This window comes from Dietzia psychralcaliphila (assembly GCF_003096095.1).
GTDB classification, from domain to species: Bacteria; Actinomycetota; Actinomycetes; order Mycobacteriales; family Mycobacteriaceae; genus Dietzia; species Dietzia psychralcaliphila.
Genome location: NZ_CP015453.1, coordinates 1,479,216 through 1,499,097, shown reverse-complemented (window position 1 = coordinate 1,499,097; position 19,882 = coordinate 1,479,216). Strand labels below are relative to the sequence as shown.

At 71.1% G+C, this 19,882-nt stretch carries 18 protein-coding genes; 9 read left to right on the top strand and 9 right to left on the bottom strand.

Features of this window, described 5'->3' with window-relative positions:
• Window positions 1-11: 11 nt before the first annotated feature.
• Genes A6048_RS06730 through A6048_RS06710 form a run of 5 tightly spaced genes read right to left on the bottom strand, consistent with a single transcriptional unit; the run spans window position 12 to window position 5,089 of the window.
• Window positions 12-935, bottom strand: a complete 924-nt coding sequence (locus tag A6048_RS06730; protein ID WP_107748354.1) for a siderophore-interacting protein — start codon at window positions 933-935, stop codon at window positions 12-14.
• The gene (locus A6048_RS06725; protein ID WP_107748353.1) at window positions 932-1,816 is read right to left on the bottom strand and encodes an ABC transporter ATP-binding protein; all 885 of its coding nucleotides are present in this window, start codon (window positions 1,814-1,816) and stop codon (window positions 932-934) included. The genes A6048_RS06730 and A6048_RS06725 overlap by 4 nt, the downstream gene beginning before the upstream one ends.
• Window positions 1,816-2,877, bottom strand: coding sequence for a FecCD family ABC transporter permease (locus A6048_RS06720; RefSeq protein ID WP_107748352.1), 1,062 nt, complete (start codon window positions 2,875-2,877; stop codon window positions 1,816-1,818). The genes A6048_RS06725 and A6048_RS06720 overlap by 1 nt, the downstream gene beginning before the upstream one ends.
• Window positions 2,874-3,992, bottom strand: a complete 1,119-nt coding sequence (locus A6048_RS06715) for a FecCD family ABC transporter permease (protein WP_107748351.1) — start codon at window positions 3,990-3,992, stop codon at window positions 2,874-2,876. Before A6048_RS06715 ends, A6048_RS06720 begins: the two co-directional genes overlap by 4 nt.
• Window positions 3,993-3,997: 5 nt before the next feature.
• Window positions 3,998-5,089: an iron-siderophore ABC transporter substrate-binding protein gene (locus A6048_RS06710; RefSeq protein ID WP_107748350.1), complete on the bottom strand. Its 1,092-nt coding sequence runs from the start codon at window positions 5,087-5,089 to the stop codon at window positions 3,998-4,000.
• A gap of 212 nt (window positions 5,090-5,301) precedes the next feature.
• Between A6048_RS06710 and A6048_RS06705 the strand changes: the two genes are divergently transcribed.
• From A6048_RS06705 to A6048_RS06690, 4 genes are read left to right on the top strand one after another with little or no spacing between them, the layout of a single operon-like run.
• The gene (locus tag A6048_RS06705; RefSeq protein ID WP_107748349.1) at window positions 5,302-6,792 is read left to right on the top strand and encodes a pyridoxal phosphate-dependent decarboxylase family protein; all 1,491 of its coding nucleotides are present in this window, start codon (window positions 5,302-5,304) and stop codon (window positions 6,790-6,792) included.
• Entirely contained in the window at window positions 6,789-8,384 is a 1,596-nt protein-coding gene (locus A6048_RS06700; RefSeq protein ID WP_162845715.1) for a lysine N(6)-hydroxylase/L-ornithine N(5)-oxygenase family protein, read from the top strand. The genes A6048_RS06705 and A6048_RS06700 overlap by 4 nt, the downstream gene beginning before the upstream one ends.
• On the top strand, window positions 8,381-10,819 hold the full coding sequence (locus A6048_RS06695; protein WP_107748348.1) for a GNAT family N-acetyltransferase: 2,439 nt from the start codon (window positions 8,381-8,383) through the stop codon (window positions 10,817-10,819). Before A6048_RS06700 ends, A6048_RS06695 begins: the two co-directional genes overlap by 4 nt.
• The gene (locus tag A6048_RS06690) at window positions 10,816-11,202 is read left to right on the top strand and encodes an MmcQ/YjbR family DNA-binding protein (RefSeq protein WP_107748347.1); all 387 of its coding nucleotides are present in this window, start codon (window positions 10,816-10,818) and stop codon (window positions 11,200-11,202) included. The genes A6048_RS06695 and A6048_RS06690 overlap by 4 nt, the downstream gene beginning before the upstream one ends.
• Before the next feature lie 6 nt (window positions 11,203-11,208).
• On the opposite strand, the gene A6048_RS06685 is transcribed toward A6048_RS06690, so the two are convergent.
• The gene (locus A6048_RS06685; RefSeq protein ID WP_107748346.1) at window positions 11,209-11,781 is read right to left on the bottom strand and encodes a hypothetical protein; all 573 of its coding nucleotides are present in this window, start codon (window positions 11,779-11,781) and stop codon (window positions 11,209-11,211) included.
• A 176-nt stretch (window positions 11,782-11,957) separates the two neighbouring features.
• Between A6048_RS06685 and A6048_RS06680 the strand changes: the two genes are divergently transcribed.
• Entirely contained in the window at window positions 11,958-13,103 is a 1,146-nt protein-coding gene (locus A6048_RS06680; protein WP_107748345.1) for an alkaline phosphatase family protein, read from the top strand.
• A 15-nt stretch (window positions 13,104-13,118) separates the two neighbouring features.
• Here A6048_RS06680 and A6048_RS18605 read toward each other — a convergent pair whose 3' ends face one another.
• Entirely contained in the window at window positions 13,119-14,060 is a 942-nt protein-coding gene (locus A6048_RS18605; protein WP_235027329.1) for a serine/threonine protein kinase, read from the bottom strand.
• A 92-nt stretch (window positions 14,061-14,152) separates the two neighbouring features.
• On the bottom strand, window positions 14,153-15,625 hold the full coding sequence (locus A6048_RS06670) for a flavin-containing monooxygenase (protein ID WP_107748344.1): 1,473 nt from the start codon (window positions 15,623-15,625) through the stop codon (window positions 14,153-14,155).
• A gap of 171 nt (window positions 15,626-15,796) precedes the next feature.
• Between A6048_RS06670 and A6048_RS06665 the strand changes: the two genes are divergently transcribed.
• The 4 genes from A6048_RS06665 to A6048_RS06650 all read left to right on the top strand — a co-directional run bounded on the left by A6048_RS06665 (window position 15,797) and on the right by A6048_RS06650 (window position 19,336).
• Entirely contained in the window at window positions 15,797-16,978 is a 1,182-nt protein-coding gene (locus A6048_RS06665) for a zinc-dependent alcohol dehydrogenase (protein ID WP_107748343.1), read from the top strand.
• Between the two features lie 40 nt (window positions 16,979-17,018).
• Window positions 17,019-17,756, top strand: a complete 738-nt coding sequence (locus tag A6048_RS06660; protein ID WP_107748342.1) for a histidine phosphatase family protein — start codon at window positions 17,019-17,021, stop codon at window positions 17,754-17,756.
• Entirely contained in the window at window positions 17,753-18,679 is a 927-nt protein-coding gene (locus A6048_RS06655; protein WP_200837306.1) for an NAD(P)H-hydrate dehydratase, read from the top strand. Before A6048_RS06660 ends, A6048_RS06655 begins: the two co-directional genes overlap by 4 nt.
• A gap of 81 nt (window positions 18,680-18,760) precedes the next feature.
• Entirely contained in the window at window positions 18,761-19,336 is a 576-nt protein-coding gene (locus tag A6048_RS06650; protein ID WP_107748341.1) for a hypothetical protein, read from the top strand.
• Window positions 19,337-19,345: 9 nt separating this feature from the next.
• Here the strand turns inward: A6048_RS06650 and A6048_RS06645 are convergent, their stop codons facing one another.
• On the bottom strand, window positions 19,346-19,870 hold the full coding sequence (locus A6048_RS06645; protein WP_107748340.1) for a hypothetical protein: 525 nt from the start codon (window positions 19,868-19,870) through the stop codon (window positions 19,346-19,348).
• Window positions 19,871-19,882 lie beyond the last annotated feature (12 nt).

Sequence of the window (19,882 nt, the reverse complement as noted above, 5' to 3'; positions counted from 1 at the left end):
CCGACATCCGCTCAGGATTCCGCGGCACCCCGGCGCCAGTACCCCATGAACGACACGGCCCCCTTGGGCATCCCGGCCCCGTCCACGGCGAGCCTGCGCATCGCCCGGACCAGCCCCGCCTCCCCCGCCAGGAACACGTACGGGTCCCCGGCGGAGACGGGAGTGGCCGTCTGCCACTCCCGCTCGGCGGGACGGCGTCCGTCCAGGACCGTCTCGACGCACCCCTGACCCACCTCCAACAGTCCGGCCAGATGGTGCACGAGCGCGTGGCCCGGTTCCCCCGATCTCGAGAGCAGGGTGACGGAGTCGGACGCCTCCGCCGACAGCGCGCGCACGTCGGACGGGGTCGGCACCTCCAGGACGATCTGGACGTCCCGCATCCCCTGCGGCTCCGCGGCGAGCTCCTCGGCGATCGACAACAGTGCGGGCGCCGCGGTCTCATCTCCCGCACACACCACCCGGCCGGCCCCACCCGGAGACCACGCCGCCCATGGTGCGTGCCCGCGGCCGGGGCCGGCGATACGCACCGTGTCACCGGGCCTCACCGCCCGCGCCCACTCCGAGCCCGGCCCCTCGTCCGCACCGGGATGGACCACCATGTCCACGGTCAGGGCCGGGACCTGCTCGCCGTCGAGCTCCACCGTGTCGGCCCGACGGACGGTGTAGGTCCGCATCCAACCCCGGTCCTCCTCGGGCAGGGTCAGCCACTCCCGGATCGCGGACGGGTCCGGGACGACCCCCTGCCCACCTGCCGGGGGCACGAACACCTTGATGTAGGCGTCGCGCACCGTCCCGGGATCCACCACTTCCTCCGACCACCTCAGGAGATCCGGGCCGGCCAACACCAGGCGGAGGTACGACTCCCCCAGTGCGCGGACCCGGACCACCCGCGTCTGCGCGACGAGGATCGGCGCCTCTGTGGTCATGGCGGTCATGATGTCCCCTTCCGTCGTCCCCGCGGCAGGACCACGGGGTGGCCGGTGAGCGGGTCACTGATGATGTCGGCCTCCAGATCGAACACCCGACGTAGCGTCTCGGAGTTGATCACCTGCTCGGGCGGCCCGGCGGCCACGACCCCGCCCTCGGCTACGGCCACCAGGTGGTCGGCCACACGTGCGGCCAGGGTGAGCTCGTGCAGGACTGCCACCACGGTCCGGCGACCGGAGTCGTCCCCCCGCTGGTCCCGGGCGTGGGCGGCGGGCAGCGGCAGATCGCGGACCAGGTCCAGGATGTCCATCTGGTGGGCCAAGTCGAGGAACGAGCACGGCTCGTCGAGTAGCAGCGTCGGCGTGGCCTGGGCCAGCACGAGCGCCACCCAGACCCGTTGGCGCTGACCGCCTGAGAGTTCGTCTACCCGGCGGTGGGCGAATCCCGCGGTGTCGGTGAGCGCCAACGCCTCGGCGACGGCGGGCTCGTCGTCGTCGCCCGGACCCCACCACCGACGGTGGGGATGTCGGCCGCGGGCCACCAGCTCGGCCACGGTGAGCCCCTCCGGCACCAGCGGTGACTGCGGGAGGAAGGCCACCGACCTGGCGTGTTCGCGCGGCTTGATCACGTCCAGATCCCGCCCGGCCACCTCGATCGACCCGGACAGGGGCGTGAGCTGCCGACCCAGGGCGCGCAGGATCGTGGACTTGCCGCAGCCGTTGGCACCGATCAACACCGTGGTACGGCCGCTGGGGATATCCAGGTCGAGGTCGCGGATCACGGGGTCGGTCCCGTATCCCAGGGACAGGCCGCGCAGGCGGAAGGCGGGGGCCGGGCCGGGCGCGGCGTCCATGGGCAACGCGGCTGCGACGGGGGTGGTGATACTCATCAGGCGACCTTTCGGGAACGCAGGAGGATCCAGAGCATGGCAGGGGCGCCGAGGGCGCCGGTCACCACGCCGGTGGGGAGGTCGACGGTGTTCAGGGCCTCGGAGGCCACGATGTCGGCGACCACCACCATCACCGAGCCGGTGAGCGCGGCGGCCACGATGTGGGGACGGCCGCGGCCCAGGGCGGTGGCGATGGGCGTGGCCAGCAGCGCCACGAAGGCGAGTGGGCCGGCCACGGCGGTCGCGGAGGCGGCGAGAATGGTGCCCACTCCCAACGCGGCCGCGCGGGTGGGGACGGGCCGGGAACCCAGGCCCACGGCGAGCTCGGGTCCCAGCTCGGCGGGCCGGAGGGCCTCGTGCAGCCAGATGCCCAGGGGCAGGAGCAGCACCAGGGCCACTGCGAGCCATCCGATGCGCTGGACCGAGGCTCCGGAGAGCGAACCGACGGTCCACACGGCGGCCTCCTGAGCCCCGGCCAGCGGCAGGCGCGCGATGAGCTGGGTGACCACGGCCGCGCCGAGGGCGGCCACGGCCACGCCGCCGAGCAGGAACCGCTGGCCCACGATCCCGGTGTGGCGCCCTGCGGACGCGATGAGGACGATGGCCAGCGCGACCGCGGACCCGAGGAGCGCCGCCGGGATGATCGCGACCCCGCGCAGCCCCCAGATCGCCATCCCTGCGACCGCCCCTGCGGACGCCCCGTGGGAGATGCCCAGGATGTCGGGGCTCGCGAGCGGGTTGCCCAGGACGCGGCGGAACAGTGCCCCAGAGGCGCCGAACGCCAGTCCTGCCAGCGCGCCCAGCACCGCGCGGGGGAGCTTGTCCTCCATCACCACGAAGGTCGCGCCGGGGATGGTGGCGCCGCGGAGGATGGCGACGAAGTCGGGGATGGTCACCGTGTACCGGCCCAGCAGGACCCGGACCGCCATCGCCGCGAGGAGAGCGACGACGAGTGCGGCCACCACGAGCAGGGCGCGCCTCCGGCGTCGGGCGGCGAGCCGGCGGACCAGCTGTTCGGTCTCCGACTGGTCCACGGGCCGGTCGAGTACGGCAGTGCTCACGAGGCGCTCACCCCACGGTTCAGTCGCAGCATGGCGATCAGGAACGGCACTCCCATCGCCACGGTCATCACCCCGACGGCGATCTCCCCCGGCGGGGCGAGGACGCGCCCGAGGGTGTCGGCCAGCAGCAGCACGACGGGGCCCACGATCACGGACAACCCCAGCACCACCCTGTTCCCCACCCCGACGAGTCGCCGCAGCAGATGGGGAACGAGAAGACCGAGGAATGCGATCGGGCCCGCCAGCGCGGTGGCGACCCCGGACAGGATCACCACGCCGCCCAGGACGACCGCCCGACCGGCCACCGGCCCGACCCCGAGCCCGCGCGCCAGGTCGTCGCCAAGGGCGAGCGCGTCGAGTGAGGCGGCTCCGGCGATGACCAGGGCGAGCCCCAGGAGGACGAACGGCAGCGCCGCGGCGATCTCCGGTGCCCCGGAGCGGGCCACCGATCCGAGACCCCAGAAGCGGAACCGGTCGAGTACCCCCGGTAGCGCGATCACCAACGACGAGGTCACCGCGGTGCAACCGGCCGTCACCGCAGCTCCGGCGAGGACCAGTCCGGTGCCGGAGTCGGCGCCGAGTCGCCCGGCCCCCACGACCACCGTCCCGGCGGCGAGCGATCCGACGACTGCGAAGATCGCGACCGCGGTCGGGCCCGCCGTGGGCGCGAGGGCCAATCCGAGCACCACGCCCAGTGCGGCGCCCGCGGTCAGCCCGAGCAGACCCGGGTCACCGAGCGGGTTGCGGGTGGCACCCTGCAACCCTGCGCCGGCCACGGCCAGCGCGGCACCCACGACGATCGCGGTGATCGTGCGGGGGACGCGGGCACTCACCACCGCCTCGTCCATCCCGGCACCGGACCCCGGGGCCAGCGCGGCGGCGAGGTCTCCGGACATCAACTGGGACGGCAGTCCGGACAGGACCGAGAACACGACGGCGGGGTCGACCGACCGGGAGCCGAGGAAGAGGGACGCGGCCACCGACGCCATGAGAAGCAGCAGGGCGGTCACGGTGCCCGTCACCACACGCCGGCGCCCCGGTGCGGAGGCCCGCACCGGGGCTGCCGGCGGCCCCGCCGTGGCGGGGTCGATCCTGCTCGTCGCGGTCGCCTGCATCAGCGTCAGTTCTGCTCCGCGGCGGCGATGATGTCGGGGACCACGTTGTCGAGTGCCCAGGGCAGGCTGAGCGGCGACGCGGCCGAGATCGACAGCACCTGCTGCTCGTCGGTCTGCACCACCATCCGGCCCGCCTCGATCGCGGGGATGCGGCCAAGCAGTGGATCGGATTCGATCGCGGTCCGCACGTCCGGCGACGCCGCGTAGGTGACCAGGATGTCCGAGACGAGTTCATCGGCCCGCTCGGGCGACCACGTCACGGCGAACTGGTCCGAGGCCCCCGTCGAGGCCTCGGCCACCACCGGTGCCTGCACCATCCCGAGTTGCTCGAGGAAGCGTGGGCGGTTGTCCACATCGGTGAAGGCGTAGATCTTCTCGGCCGCATCGGGGTCCACGGTTCCGTAGATGAAGGTCGTCCCCCGGATGCCCGGGTGGTCGTCGGCGACCTGGGTGATCCGGCCCTCCACCTCGTCGATGAGTTCCTCGGCCCGGGCCGAGCGGCCCAACGCCTCGCCGATGAGGCGGGTGGAGTCCTGCCATGCGGTGCCGAACGCCACGTCGCCCTCGGGCATCGCGATGGTGGGGGCGATCTTGGACAGGGTCTCGTACTCCTCGGCGGTCATGCCGGAGTAGACACCCAGGATGAGGTCGGGCTGCAGCGCGGCGATGGCCTCGGTGTTGATGCCGTCCGTCTCGGAGTACAGCTCGGGCATCTCGCCACCGACAGACTCCAACTCGGCGTCGAACCAGTCGGTGGACCCGCCGGCATTGGCGCCGAAGGAATTGCGCGGCATTCCCACGGGCACCACACCCAGTGCCAGGGAGACATCCGCGTTGACCCAGGAGATCGTGGCCACCCGCTGGGGCGGCTCGGTGATCTCGGTCTGCCCGTAAGCGTGAGTGATAGTGCGCGGGAAGTCTCCGTCGCGCTCGACGTCGGTCGCCGCAGCGGACTCCTCGGACCCGCCCACGGAACCCGTCGTGCACCCTGCCAACACCGCCAGCATCGCGATGAACGCGGCCAGGATCAGTACCAGGTGCGAACGTTCAGGGGTGTCGACCGGGCGGACACGGGATCGGACGGCGGATGAACTCATGGGGTCTCCGGGTGGGATAGAAGCCGCTTAGGCTTGGCTTACCTTATCGGCGCAACACTAGAGCCGAACCGCACCGCGGCGCAAGACTCGTCCTGCACATTCCCACTCCAGTTGGCCCACAACGTGATTCATGTCACCGAACTGTTGATTAGGGTAGCCTATCCTCATAGCGTTCGCCGGTACCGAAGATCCCCGAGAAGTTCGGAGCACCTGTGAACGAACACCTGTTGAGCCACCGGAGCCGGAAGGACCACGCCGCCGCCCTGGCCGCGGCGACCGCCGAGGTAGGTCGATACCTCGACGGTCGTACCACCCCGCGCTCGTCCGCCTCCCCCGCACATCTCGCGGCCCAGACCGCGGCGGTGGACCTGTCGACCCCACTGGGATCGCTCGAGAAGGCACTGCTGGAGGTACGTGGTCTCTACCTCGACCACGCCGTGGGCTACCACCATCCCCGCTACCTCGCTCACCTCAACTGCCCGGTCACCATCCCCGCGCTGGCCGCCGAGACACTCGCCACCTCTGTCAACACGGCCGTGGAGACCTGGGACCAGGGCACCTCGGCCTGTCTCATCGAACAGAAGCTCGTCGACTGGGTCGCCGAACTGATCGACTTCGACCGGCCGGAGGCGCTCACTCCCGACGGCGTGTTCACCACCGGCGGGACCCAGTCGAACCTCCAGGGGCTGTTCACCGCGCGGGAAGATCGACTCTCCCGCCCCGGCCCCCGGGGAACCACCCCGGCCGACCGTTGCGCACGACTGTCCCGCCTGCGGATCGTCACCGGTGAGCACGCGCATCTGAGCGTGGTCAAGGCCGCCCGACTGCTCGGCCTGGCACCCGACGCAGTGATCGTCCTGCCCGGGGACGGCGACCGAATGGACCCGGCCACCCTCGACCGGGCCCTGGCCTCCGTGGCCGACGCGGGAGACGAGGTCGCGGCGGTCGTGGCCCTGGCCGGCACCACCGACCACGGTGCGATCGACCCGCTGCGCGAGATCGGCCGGGTGTGCCGCGAGCGGAACGTGTGGTTGCACGTGGACGGCGCCTACGGCGGCGGTCTGCTGGTCTCGCCCACCCGTCGCGGCCTACTCGACGGGATCGGGCTGGCCGATTCGGTGACCGTGGACTTCCACAAGACCTTCTTCCTGCCGGTGGCCGCGTCCGCGCTGCTCCTACGCGACGGTTCGGGCTTCCGCCACTCCACCGTCAGTGCCGACTACCTCAACCCCGCGGACGGTGACGACCACGCGGTGGACAAGTCCCTGCAGACCACCCGCCGCTTCGACGCCCTCAAGCTCTGGATGACGCTGCGGGTACTCGGCGCGGACGGGATCGGCCGCATGCTCGACGACGCGATCGACGTGGCCCAGCGGATCGGCCGGACCATCGACTCCGAACCCGACCTCGAGTTGGTCCGCCGGCCGGCGCTGTCTACCGTCCTGTTCCGGCCCCGGCCCGAGGGGTGTGACCCCGACGAGTCCGATGCCCTGGTCCGACCCGTCAGGGACGCGCTGTTCGCCGAGGGGCGCTCCGTGGTCGCCGCGACAGTGGTCGACGGCAGGCCCTGCCTCAAACTCACCGTCCTGGACCCCGGCCTGCGCGACGAGGACGTGGCGGCAGTACTCGCCGACGTCAGGGAGGCCGCCCGGTACCTGGCCGACGGGATACGCCAGGCCACCACCGCGGGGGTGTTCTCATGAGTGGGAAGATCCACGATCTGCTGGGGGTGGGCATCGGTCCGTTCAACCTCGGGCTGGCGTGCCTGGCCGAGCCACTGGAGATCGACGCGGTCTTCCTCGACGCCCGCGAGGGCTTCGCGTGGCACCACGGACTCATGTTCGACGACGCCACTATCCAGGTGCCGTTCCTCGCCGACCTGGTCACGCTCGCCGACCCCACCTCGCCGTACTCGTTCCTGTCGTACCTCAAGGAGGTCGGCCGACTGTACCCGTTCTACATCCGCGAGAACTTCCAGCCGCTGCGCTCGGAGTACGACGCGTACTGCCGCTGGGCCTCCGAGCGGGTGGGCGGACTCCGGTGGGGCCGGGAGGTGGTCGACGTCCGTCGCGAGACCGCGCCGGGGACCGGGGGCGGACGTGCCGACGGGACCGACGACGAGGACGGGCCCGTCTACCGGGTCACCGCGATCACCTCCGACGGCACGGAGACCTACCGCGCCCGGCACCTGGTGCTGGGGATCGGCACCACCCCGTGGTCGCCGATCGACACGAGCTCGCTCGACCAGCAACCGCTCGACCCGGACCCGCTCGACCCGGACCCGCTCGACCCGGACCTGCTGAGCCCGTCCCCGAGGGTGGCGTTGCACGCCGCCGACTACCTGCACCGGCGCGAAGACCTGCTCCGGCTGGACTCGGTGACCGTCGTAGGCAGCGGCCAGTCGGCCGCGGAGGTCTATCACGACCTGCTCTCGTCGGCCGCGGACCACGGCCCCCGCGTGGACTGGATCACCCGCTCCCCCCGGTTCTTCCCGATGGAGTACACCAAGCTCACCCTGGAGATGACCTCCCCGGAGTACATCGACCACTTCCACGGACTCGACGCCGACACGCGGGACCGGATGCTGCGCGACCAACGATCGCTGTACAAGGGCATCAACGCCGATCTGATCAACGAGATCCACGATCTGCTCTACCGGCGTTCCGCCCGAGGGCTGGACAACGGGCTGCTCGTGGCCGCGACCGCCCTGGAGGACGCCACCGTCGCCGACACCGGTATCCGGCTGGCCCTGCGCTGCAACGACACCGGGCGGTTGTGGGAGCACCACACGGACGGGCTGGTGATGGCCACCGGCTACTCACCCACCGCGCCGCGGTTCCTCGACGGGATCGCCTCCAAGATCGACTGGGAGGAATCCGGACCAGGGCACACTCCCGCGGGCCGGCCCCGCCGCTACCGTGTGGCGCGCGACCACACCGTCGACCTCGCCCATCGGTACGTCCACGTGCAGAACGCCGAGGAGCACACACACGGGCTCAGCGCCCCGGACCTCGGGATGGGGGCCATGCGCAACAGCGTCATCCTGCGCGGGGTCACCGGCCGCGAGCCCTACCCCGTCGAGCCGGCCATCGCGTTCCAGCAGTTCGGCGCCCCGACCCACCGCCCTGCGCCCACACCCGCTCCCGCGACCCCGCCATCGACCCCGACCCCGCCACCTACCCCGCTACCGAACGCGACCCCGACCGCGCCCCGGGCCACGGCCCCGACCCCGACCCCGACTCGGACAGCACCCCGAACAGCACCCGCCACGACGCAGGCCCAGGAGGCCCGATGACCCACATCGTCAGCACACCCGCCGGACTGGTCTCGCTCTCCCCACTGACCACGGACACCGACACCGTCCGGACCCTGCACGCCTGGCTCTCCCACCCCGGGTCGGAGTACTGGGGCATGCGGGGACTGACCCCCGATCAGGTCGGCTCGGTGTTCGCGGATTGGCAGAACTGCCCCCACCGGCAGGTCCACATCGTGCGCATCGACGGGTTGCGTGTGGGTCTGGCGGTGTTCTACGACCCGGCGGAGATCGAACTCGACGGCAGATACCCGCACCGGGACGGCGATCTCGGCATGCACCTGCTGGTGGCTCCGTCTCGTACGCCGGTGCCGGGAACCACCGCCGCCGTGATGGGGGCCATATGCGAGACCGCCTTCGACACACCGCGCGCGCGGCGCATTGTGGTGGAACCCGACGCCCGGAACACCGCCGTACACCGGCTCAACACCCGTGCGGGCTTCCGCGAGGACGGGCTGCTCGAGCTGGCCGACAAGACCGCCCTGCTCTCGTTCTGCACCGCCGAGGACTTCCGAGTCTCCGAGATCGGCCGCAGCGTGCGGACCGTCTCCACGCCGTTGTCACCGACATCGTCTCCGCCGCCGGGTGGCGCCCCCGCCCACGCGCACCTCAGCGGTCACGCGATGCGGCGCGCCCATCGGCACCTGTGCGCCAAGGCGCTGGCCGAGTTCTCCCACGAGCGGCTCATCACCCCGGGGCCGGGCGCCGGACCCGGGTCCTACGAAGTCCGAGCCGGGGACGAGCGGTGGACGTTCCGGGCCCGTGTGCTGCCGCTCGAACACTGGGTGGTGGACGAGGGGTCGCTCCGCCGCGAGGTCTGCGGCGACCCGGTCGAGCCCGACGCCCAGGCCCTGATCACCGCGATCGCCCCGGCTCTCGGGATCCCGGAGTCGCTCGTCGGCGTCTACCTGGAGGAGATCGCCGCGACCCTCGGATCGGCCGCGTTCTGCCTGCACCACCGCGACCGTCCGGCGCAGGTTCTCGCCGGGGCGGACCTGCAGGAGGTCGAGGCCGCCATGACCGAGGGGCACCCCGGGTTCGTGGCCAACAACGGGCGCATCGGACTGGGACTCGCCGACCGGCACCACTACACCCCGGAGGCATCCGCCACCGTGCGCCTGGTGTGGCTGGCGGTCCGCCGGGAGTTGAGCCACCTCGCCACCGTGAGCGGGCTCGACGAGGACGACCTCTATCGCCGCGAGTTCGGCCGTGAGGCCCTCGAGGAATGCGGAGACACACTCCGCGCGCTGGGTCTGGACCCCGGCGGGTACCGTCTCCTGCCCGTTCATCCGTGGCAGTGGGAGCACAAGATCGCCGTGGCGTTCGGCCCCGACCTGGCCCGCCGTGACCTCGTCTATCTGGGCGAGTCCCGCAGTGAGTACCGCCCCCAACAGTCCGTCCGTACGTTTTTCGACGTGACCCGTCCCGAGCGCGGCTACGTCAAGACGGCGCTGGCGGTGCAGAACATGGGCTTCACCCGCGGGCTGTCGCCGAAGTACATGCGTGACACCCCGGCGGTTAACGACTGGGTTGCCGGTCTGGTCGCCGGGGATCCCGTGCTCCGGGCTCTCGACTTCGGGATCCTGCGCGAGGTCGCGGCGGTGGGCTACACCGGCGACGCGTACCACCGGGCAGCCGAGTACGGCGTCTCGGACGAGGGGCCGCACACCAAGATGATCGCCGCTCTGTGGCGCGAGAGCCCGGTGCCGCGTCTGGCGGAGGGAGAGCGGGCCTTCACGCTGGCCTCGCTACTGCACGTGGACCTGCACGGGCGCCCCCTCGTCGTCGAACATCTGGAGCGATCCGGGTCGGTCGCCCGCACGTGGCTCCGCGCCCTGCTCGACGCCTACGTACTGCCGGTGGCCCGGTGCCTGCTCACGCACGGTCTGGTGTTCATGCCGCACGGGGAGAACGTGATCGTGGTGATCGGCCCCGACCACCTCCCGCGCCGGGTGCTGTTCAAGGACATCGGGGAGGAGGTGGCCGTGGTGACCGACCGCCCGCTGCCCGAGGGGATCGATCGGATCCGGCACATCGTGGATGCCGAGACGGCGGTGTTGAGCATCCACACCGACGTCATGGACGGGGTACTTCGTCATCTGGCCGCGATCTGCGACGACGCCGGGGTCCTGCCGGCGTCGGAGTTCTGGGACGAGACCCGCCGGTGCCTGCAGACCCTGGACGGCAGCGACGGCGACCCGGGAGAGGTCGACGAATCGATGTGGCAGGCGCTGTTCGCACCGCGGTTCCGGCACTCGTGCCTCAACCGGCTGCAGCTGCGCGACACCCGCCAGATGGTCGATCTGACAGATCAGGCGGGCTCGCTGCAGTTCGCGGGCACCCTGGTCAATCCCCTCGCGCAGAGCCCGACCGGTCCCGCGGGCCGACACGAGCGTGTCGTAACGTCAGGGATATGAACGGGCGGGAACTCCAGAGGTGTGCGGCGATGCGGGCGCGCGAACTACCGGCGACGACTCTGGAGTTCCCGTTCGGGCGGGACGTCGACGTCTACAAGGTCCGGGGCAAGGTGTTCATGCTCCACACCGAGGTCGAGGATGAGCGCCGCGTGGTGCTCAAGGCCTCGCCCTCGGACAGCCTCGCACTCCGCGACGCGCACGAGGACATCACGCCCGGCTACCACATGAACAAGCGCCACTGGATCTCACTGCACCCCGGTGGGACCCTGAGCCCCGACATGGTCGAGGAGCTGGTCACCGAGTCCTACCGGCTCGTGGTGGCCGGGCTCCCGATCGCGCAACGGCCGGTGGAGCCCCACGCCTTCGGTCGCGGCCAGCGCTGAGCCCGGTCAGTTCTCCGGAGTAACGTCCGGGGTGATCTCCGGGGACACCGAGGACCCGGAGATGGAGCCGAGCCGCTCCTCCCCGAGCGAACCCTCCACGGCCTCGGTGGCCGAGTCCGTGTCGACGACGTCACCCAGGGAGTCGCCCACCACCGGAACCCCGCCGATGACGGCGCCGACCGAACCCGGGACGTCACCGCGCATCAGGTGGTCGACGGATTCCGCCACGGGCTTGACGACCATGCACAGGACCCCGATGGGCGGCAGCGGAATGCCTGCGAGGTTGGCTGCCGTGCCGGCCACGGTGCCGACGCCACAGACGGCGCTGGCGACCGACCCGATCGGCCCGGAGGTGTAGCCGGGCAGAGAGCCGGTGACGGAAGCCGGAAGCAGTTCGCCGGCGGAACCGAGGCCGCCGTCGGTGTCCGTATCGGCCCCCGATTCGACGGAACCGGTGAGCGACGACGAGTCGAGGGCGCCCGACGACAGGCCGTCCGCGCTCTGGGCTGCGGCGGCGCCGGTCGAGAAGACGAGGAGCGCGGCGGCCAGCGCTCCGGCGTAGGCGATGGATCTGGTCACAGTGATCTCCGAGCAGGTCGGGGGCGCGAGCCCCTCGGCGGATTGACGATTATCGAGTCCATCACATATCCGCCACGAGCGTGGCGGTGTTACGCCACGACGAACCCGCCCCGGAAGCGCGGGTCCGCTCCCGCCGGTCTGCACCGCTCACCGGCGGGATGAGGGAGAGTGGAGTGATGACCGGGATCCCCACCAGCCCCGCCGACCGTTCGCTTGCCGACGTCATGCCGTCGATCGCCGCCTCGCTGGGTGTGGACGTCCGCAACCCGCTGGCGCTTCCGCCCACGCGGGACGCGGTGCTCGTCCTGGTCGACGGCCTCGGCGCCGAACTCATCCGGCAACACGCCGACGACGCGCCCACCCTCGCAGCGATGACCACGCGCATGATCTCCGCGGGATTCCCCGCCACCACGGCCACGAGTCTGACCAGCCTCGCGGTGGGAGCGCCGTGTTCCCGTCACGGGATCGTGGGCTACAGCTTCGCGCTACCGGACGAGGGTGGCGACACCCCCACCGTCTTCAATTCGTTGCGCTGGACCACGGGCTCCGCGGACGGCCCTTCCGCACTGGACCGGTTCCCTCCGCGCGAGGTCCAGGTGCTGCCGAGTCTGCTCGAGCTGCTCGCCGAGGAGGGTGTCGACGTCACCTATGTCATGCGCGAGGACTTCCGGGCGTCCGGACTCACCCGCGCCGCCTTCCGGGCGGACGGCGCCTACCGGCCGGCGATCTCGCTGCGGGAGATCCGTGAGGCGGTGCTCGACACGGTCGCGGGGCCGTCGCGCTCCCGACGGTTCGTCTACTCCTATTTCGGCGACCTCGACCTCATCGGACACATCCACGGACCGGGGTCCCCGGAGTGGGTTCAGTCATTGCGCGAGGTGGACGCCTTCGTCGCCGACCTGGCGACGGACCTGCCCCGCGACTGCGAGATGCTCGTGACCGCCGATCACGGGATGGTCGCCGCGGAGACCGTCATCGATATCGACGCCACCCCGTCGCTCCTCGCGGACGTCGAGGCCGTCGCCGGCGAGGCCCGGGTACGACACGCCTACGCGCGGGCCGGCTCGGAGCCGGCGGTGCTGGCCGCGTGGGGTGCGGAGTTGGCGGACCACGCCCGGGTGCTGAGCCGGGAACAAGCGCTCGACGAGCAGTTGTTCGGTCCGGGCCGCGAGCATGCCGACAGACTCGGGGACGTCATCGCGATCGCCACCGGCGGCGTCGTCCTCGCCCGCACCCGCCACGAGCAGATGGAGTCGACCCTGCTCGGCCACCACGGCGCCAACACCGCCGCGGAGCAGCACATCCCGCTCATCCTGCGGTGATCCCCAGGGCCGCGCTCAGCAGGTGACCAGCGCCGACGGGTCGCTGGTGGTGTCCAGCCAGCGGCCGTAGGCGGGCGGCCCCACGGCTCGCACGTCCGAGCACAGCTCCTGCCGGGAATACCCGGAAGCACGGTAGACCGCATAGATGACATTGCCGTTCTCGTCCCGTGCACGCAGCGAGGGGCACGCCATGTCGGTGCGCAGGTAGGACGCGCCGGGGTTCTGTGCCAGCGCGGCCGAGATCTCCTGCGCGTACGCACCCGGGGTGACGGCGGAATACAAGACCACGATCCCCCGGCCGTCGCACGCGGGGCGGGACATGGGGACACCCAGTCCCAGATCACCGGTCGGCGTGGCCGAGGACCGGCAGTCGTCCAGGGCCGCAGCGATCTCGGTGGGCATGCCGTCAGCCTCCGCCTCCTGTCGGCACACAGTCGACGGGATCCCGGTGTACCGGGTCCAGCTCCCGCCGACACGGCTCACTATGTACTGCGTGTCGCCGGCGGGTTCGCCCGGCGGCACGAACACGTGCGCCAGCGCCCACTCGCCCGCACACCTGTCCACGTTGACGTTCCGGCGGGCGATCCCCGCGTCACCGGCGATCTCGTCCGGGTCGCATTCCGAGGTCCGGTCGGGTGGTGCACCGGTACCCGCCGGCGTGGCCGCAGGGCCGGGGGACCCCGTACCCGGTTCCACCGCGCTGGTCGTGGGTGCCGGTACCGCACCCGGCTCCTCACCGTCCGACGCGAAGAGATACCCGGCCACGCCGGCGAGCGCGACGAGAAGCACCACGATGAGCACACCCATCGCCCACACGAGGCCATTGCGGGAGGGAGTCCGGGAACCTGGTCCGTGGGCCGCCTGCGCCCATCCCTCGTCGTTCCGGCCGGAGCCATCCCAGCCCGAACCATCCCAGCCGGAGCCATCCCAGCCGGAGCCACCTGACGGATTGCTCATGGTCACCACCATCGACAGGGCCGACGACACGGCCTACGTCCGAAGAATGACGATTACTTTATCCATCTCGCGGCCGGCAGCGCACCGCATTCTCAGGAGCCGAGCAGGACCTCGTCGAAGTGCCGGTCATCGGGGTGGTCGAGCATCTCCTCCATCCGCTTCCGGTCGAAGGGCCACAGATCGATCTGACCGCCGGCGGTCTGGTACCAGGACGTACACCCGGTGTTCCACACAGTCGGCCCCATCGCCGCCCCCACCGCCCGGGCGAACTCGTCGGTCGCCTTCTCGGTCACCTCGATCGCGTCGAACTGACCGCGCCGCCACCGCTCGATCCACTGCGCGATGTACCGGGAGGTGAGCTCCGCCGAGAACTGCAGTGAGATCGACCCGGTCGGCGAGTTGGGGCCGAGGGCGGTGAAGAGATTGGGGAACCCCGGGATCGCGGTCATCCGGTACGCGCGCGGACCGCCCGCCCAGGCCTCGTCGAGACTCCGTCCGTCCCGGCCGGTGATCCGCATGGGGCGCATGTACTCGTGTGTGCGGAAACCCGTGGCCAGCACGATCACGTCGACCTCGTGGTGGGTGCCGTCGGCGGTACGGATGCCGGTGGGCGTCACCTCGGCTATCGGCCCCGTGACCAGCTGGGCGTTGGGAGCGGTGATGGCCCGGTAGTAGGTCCCGGAGACGACCTGCCGCTTGCACAGTGGTTCGTAATCGGGGGTCAACTCCTCACGGAGCCGACGATCGCGGACCTGCCGGCGGAGACTCGACCGCGCGTACGCCTGTACCGCCCGGCGTCGCCAGGTCGGTTGGAGGACGACGTCCGCCAGGATCCCCGACGCCCACAGGGCTGACGCGTACAGCCTCCGCTGCAGTCCCGGTGACCGACGGAGCAGGGCGGTGAGGGGAGCGGGCTGCCGTACACCCATGGGTGCCCAGAGGATCCACTGCGGTGAGCGTGTGAAGTGCAGTAGCCGTGCCGCCTGCGGCTGCAGGGCGGACACGATCTGCACTCCCGTGGAACCGGAGCCGATCACCCCGACTCTCGTCCCACCGGTCTCGAGCCCGGGGTCCCAGCGGGCGGTGTGGACGACCGGGCCGGTGAACGAGTCGAGTCCGTCGATACGGGGCACATGCGGGTGGTGCAACACTCCTGTGGCGCACACCACGAAGTCCGCGTGGAGAGTCTCCCCCGCTGCCGTCGACAGTGTCCAGGTGGCGGACTCGTCGTCGTATACGGCGTCGGTCACCTCGGTCCCGAGCCGCAACCACCCGTCCAGCCCGCAGCGCTCCACCACGTCCCGGTGGTAGCGCTGGATCTCCTCCCCTGATGCCCAGACGCGCGACCAGTCGGCCTTGGGGGCGAACCCGAACTGGTAGAGCTGCGAGGGGACGTCGCAGGTCAGGCCCGGGTAGCGATTCCAGTGCCACACCCCGCCGACGTCGGTGCCCTTCTCGCAGATCGTCACATCGGTCAGCCCGGCCTGCTTGAACGTGTGCGCGGCGGCGATCCCCGCGACGCCTGCGCCGATGATCACTATGCGGGGCTGGCGGAGGTCGGTCACCGTTCTAGGTCTACCGCCTCGGACCCGACATCGCCCGGGAACGTGGTCCGCCGTGCGCAGCCCTCCACACGCCACGGCCCTCCGTGCGACCGGATGCGACGACACCCGCGGCCTCGTAGCGTCGCTGATATGCGTGAGCGCGCATGACACGACCAGCGAGAGGAATCTGCCATGAAGGCGGTCACCTGGCACGGCAAGCGCGACGTCCGCGTGGAGGAGGTGCCCGATCCCAGGATCGAGGACCCCACCGACGCGATCGTCAAGATCACCAGCACCAATATCTGCGGGTCCGACCTACACCTGTACGAGGTGCTCGGGCCGTTCATGAACGAGGGCGACATCCTGGGTCACGAGCCCATGGGGATCGTGGAGGAGGTCGGGTCCGGGCTCACCGACCTCAAGCCCGGCGACCGGGTGGTGATGCCGTTCCAGATCTCGTGCGGCCACTGCTACATGTGCGACAAGGGCCTCAACACCCAGTGCGAGACCACGCAGGTCCGCGACCAGGGCATGGGCGCGGCGTTGTTCGGTTACTCCGAGTTGTACGGCAGCGTCTCGGGTGGGCAGGCCGAGTACCTGCGCGTCCCGCAGGCCCAGAACACCACCATCACGGTGCCGCACGAGCACACCGACGACCGGTACCTCTACCTCTCCGACGTCCTGCCGACGGCCTGGCAGGCTGTCGAGTACGCACTGATCCCCGACGGCGGGACGGTCGTCGTCCTGGGCCTGGGTCCGATCGGCGACATGGCCGCCCGGATCACCGCCCACCGCGGGCACCGCGTCATCGGAGTGGACCCTGTCGCGGAGCGCCGGGCCCGGCAGGCGCACCGGGGTGTCGAGGTGCTCGACCCCTCCGAGCTCCCCGGTGAGCTGGGCGACGCGATCCGCGACATGACCGACGGCCGCGGGCCGGACTCCGTGATCGACGCGGTGGGCATGGAGGCACACGGGTCCCCCGTCGCCACGGCGGCCCACGCGGCCGTGGGGATGCTGCCGAAGTTCCTGGGCAAGAAGATGATGGAGCACTCGGGCGTGGACCGGCTCGCCGCGTTCTACTCCGCCATCGACATCGTCCGCCGCGGCGGGACCATCTCCCTGTCCGGCGTCTACGGCGGCACCGCCGACCCGTTGCCGATGCTGACGATGTTCGACAAGCAGCTGACGCTCAAGATGGGCCAGGCCAACGTCAAGCGCTGGGTCCCGGACATCATGCCGCTGCTCACCGACGACGACCCGCTGGGCGTGGACGACTTCGCCACCCACCGCCTCCCGCTCGCGGACGCCCCCCACGCCTACGAGATCTTCCAGAAGAAGCAGGACGGGGCCGTGAAGATCGTTCTCACGCCGTGAGGCCGGGGATGGGTGGGATCCGGATGGGTAGGTTCTGGGTATGACCGAGCTCTCCCGACTCCTGCTCGTCCGTCACGGACAGAGCGTGGGGAACATCGCCGACGACGAGGCCCGCGCCGCCGGGGCCCACCGCCTCGACCTTGACTACCGGGACGCCGACACCCCGCTCTCGGACACCGGGTTCACCCAGGCGTCGGCCGTCGGCGCGTGGCTCGGCGAACTACCCGACGAGCACCGTCCCACGGTGTGGCTGACCTCCCCCTACCGGCGCGCGGCGGACACCGCCGCCGCCGCGCTGGAGGCGGCCCGCGTCGACGCCACACTCCTCACCGACGAGCGGCTCCGCGAGCGGGACCTGGGGATACTCGACGGTTTCACCGGCCACGGTATCCGCGACCGTTTCCCGGAAGAGGCGGAGCGGCGCGACCGGATCGGGAAGTTCTACTACCGTCCCCCGGGCGGTGAGAGCTGGACGGACGTGGTCCTGCGCGTGCGTTACCTGCTCACCGATCTGCGTCAGCAGTACGCCGGGGAGCGGTTGTGCGTGTTCAGCCACCAGGCGGTGATCATGGGGTTCCGTGTGGCGTTGGAGCAGATGGCCGAGCAGGACATCCTCCATGTGGATCGCGAGGACCCCCTGCCCAACTGCTCGGTCACCACCTATCGGTTCGGCGCTGCGGCGCTCGAGCTCGAGCGGTACGCCGACACCACGGCCGTAGAGCGGGGCGAGGCGCCCACCACCCGCGAGGGTTCCGCCGCCGACGAGGACGCCCGGTGAGTACTGGCGCGAAGAACACCGGGCCGTCAGACGCCGCACCCGTCAACACCGAGGAGGTCGTGTTGACCTCCCACCGCCTGCGGGGGTGGGCGCTGCCCACGCCGGGCGGCGGCAAGGAGGGCCGCGGTCGGGTGCTCGTGGTGGGAGGCGGTCGCACGACACCGGGAGGAGTACTCCTCGCCGCCGAGGCCGCGTTGCACGCAGGCGCCGGGAAGCTCCAGATCGCCACGGCCCGCTCCGTCGCGCCTGGTCTGGCCCTGCGGATCCCGGAGTCGATGACGGTCGGGCTCCCCGAGGACGACGACGGGGAGCTGACCCCCGCCGGTGCGGAGACCATCTGTGAACTGGCGGAGGGGTGCGCCGCCGTCGTCATCGGGCCCGGCCTCAGCCGCGTGGGGGTCGCCGAGGAGCTGCTCGGCCGTGTCGTCCCCGATCTCGACTCCTCACTGGTGCTGGACGCGCTCGGCCTCGCGTACCTGACCGCGTACCCGGACGGCGTCGCCCACCTCGACGGGCGATCCGTCCTCACCCCGAACACACGAGAAATCGCGAGAACCCTCGGCGTCCCCGAGTCCGAGGTCGAGGCCGACACCCCTCACCGGGTCACGGACCTCGCCCGGCGAACCCGGGCCGTGGTGGTGTCCGGGACGGCGACCTCGTGGATCGCCTCTCCGGACGGCCGCCGGTGGCGGGACGAGTCGGGCACTCAGGGGCTCGGCGTGTCCGGATCCGGAGACGTCAAGGCGGGAGTCATCGCCGGGCTGCTCGCCCGCGGCGCGGAGCCCGCGCAGGCCGCCGCCTGGGCCACCTACGCCCACGGTCGGGCCGGTGAACGACTCGCGGTGCGGGTCGGACCCACCGGCTTCCTCGCCCGGGAGCTGTTGTCGGAGGTACCGCGCGTCATGGCCGAGCTGTCGTCCTAGCGGGCCGACGACCCCGCACGCACACCGGGCGCGCCCGCGCGACCGGCTGCGTTCGGGCGCCGGGGCTGGCAGGCTCGGGTCATGAGTTCGACCGAGGAGACCCGCATCGACGTGACCCGTACCGAGAAGACCCCTACTGAGAAGACCCGAACCGGGGAGATCCGATCCGCCATCGACGCCGCCACGGTGCCCGGTGCCGACGCGCTGGAGCGCGCCCGCATGATCGTCGTGGACAAGCTCGGCGAGTGGGACAGCCTCGGGGTGGACGAGATCGTCGAATCAGTCTGTGAGGCCTACGAGGCGCACTCGGGGGAGCCGCTGAGACTCGCCGACGTCGACCCCTCCGATCCGGACAACGACACCCCCGCGCTGCGCAACCTGCGATACGCCCGGGCGGCCCGCACCGCGATCATCGATCTCCAGCGCGAGGGGACGATCGTCGCGGTGGACGAGCAATCCGGTGACGCCGAGGCCGTCGACCTGACCGGCGACCGGAACGAGGACCGCGACATCGACCACGATGGTCACCACCACGACGAGGTCACCGCCACCAAGGAGACCACCGGCCCGGCTGGCCGGGAATCCGGTGCAGACGAGATGGTCCTCAGTACCGGTCCGCGACCGCAGGGTCGTCGGTTCGCCCTGTCCTCCCGCTGACGTCCCGGTTCAGAGCGTCGCGGTGACCTCCGGGTGGTCGGTCTCCTTGAGCGACTTCTGCGCTCCACCGGAGAGCGTGGACTCACCGAGCCGAACCTCCCGGTACCGGTCGGCCTGCGCCTGGGTGATGGATTCGCGGGAGCCGTCCTTGGCGTAACAGACCGGAAGCCAGGCGCCCTGGGAGTCCAGGCGCGCCACTATCCGCTGGCGCAGCCGGAACGGCTGAATGGAATCCGACCAGGCGACCAGCAGGTCGAGATCGCCCCCGCGGGCGTCCGGGAGCGAGTCGGTGGCGCAGAAGTGCTGCACGCTGCGCCAGACGGCGAACTGGGCACCCGTCACCGAGAGCGGGTCCACGGTGGCTGCCCTGGACGTCCGGGCCGAGCCGCTCCGAGCGGGCTTGGCGGGAGTGGATCGCGGGGGCGGCGGCGAGGTGTTCTCCCCCGATTCCACGCGCCGGCGGGCCTCCGCCATCCGCTGCTGTCGGCGTTCCGCCGGTGTGCTCTTCTCGCTCGTATCCCAGAAGCCCGTCATGACATCAACTTT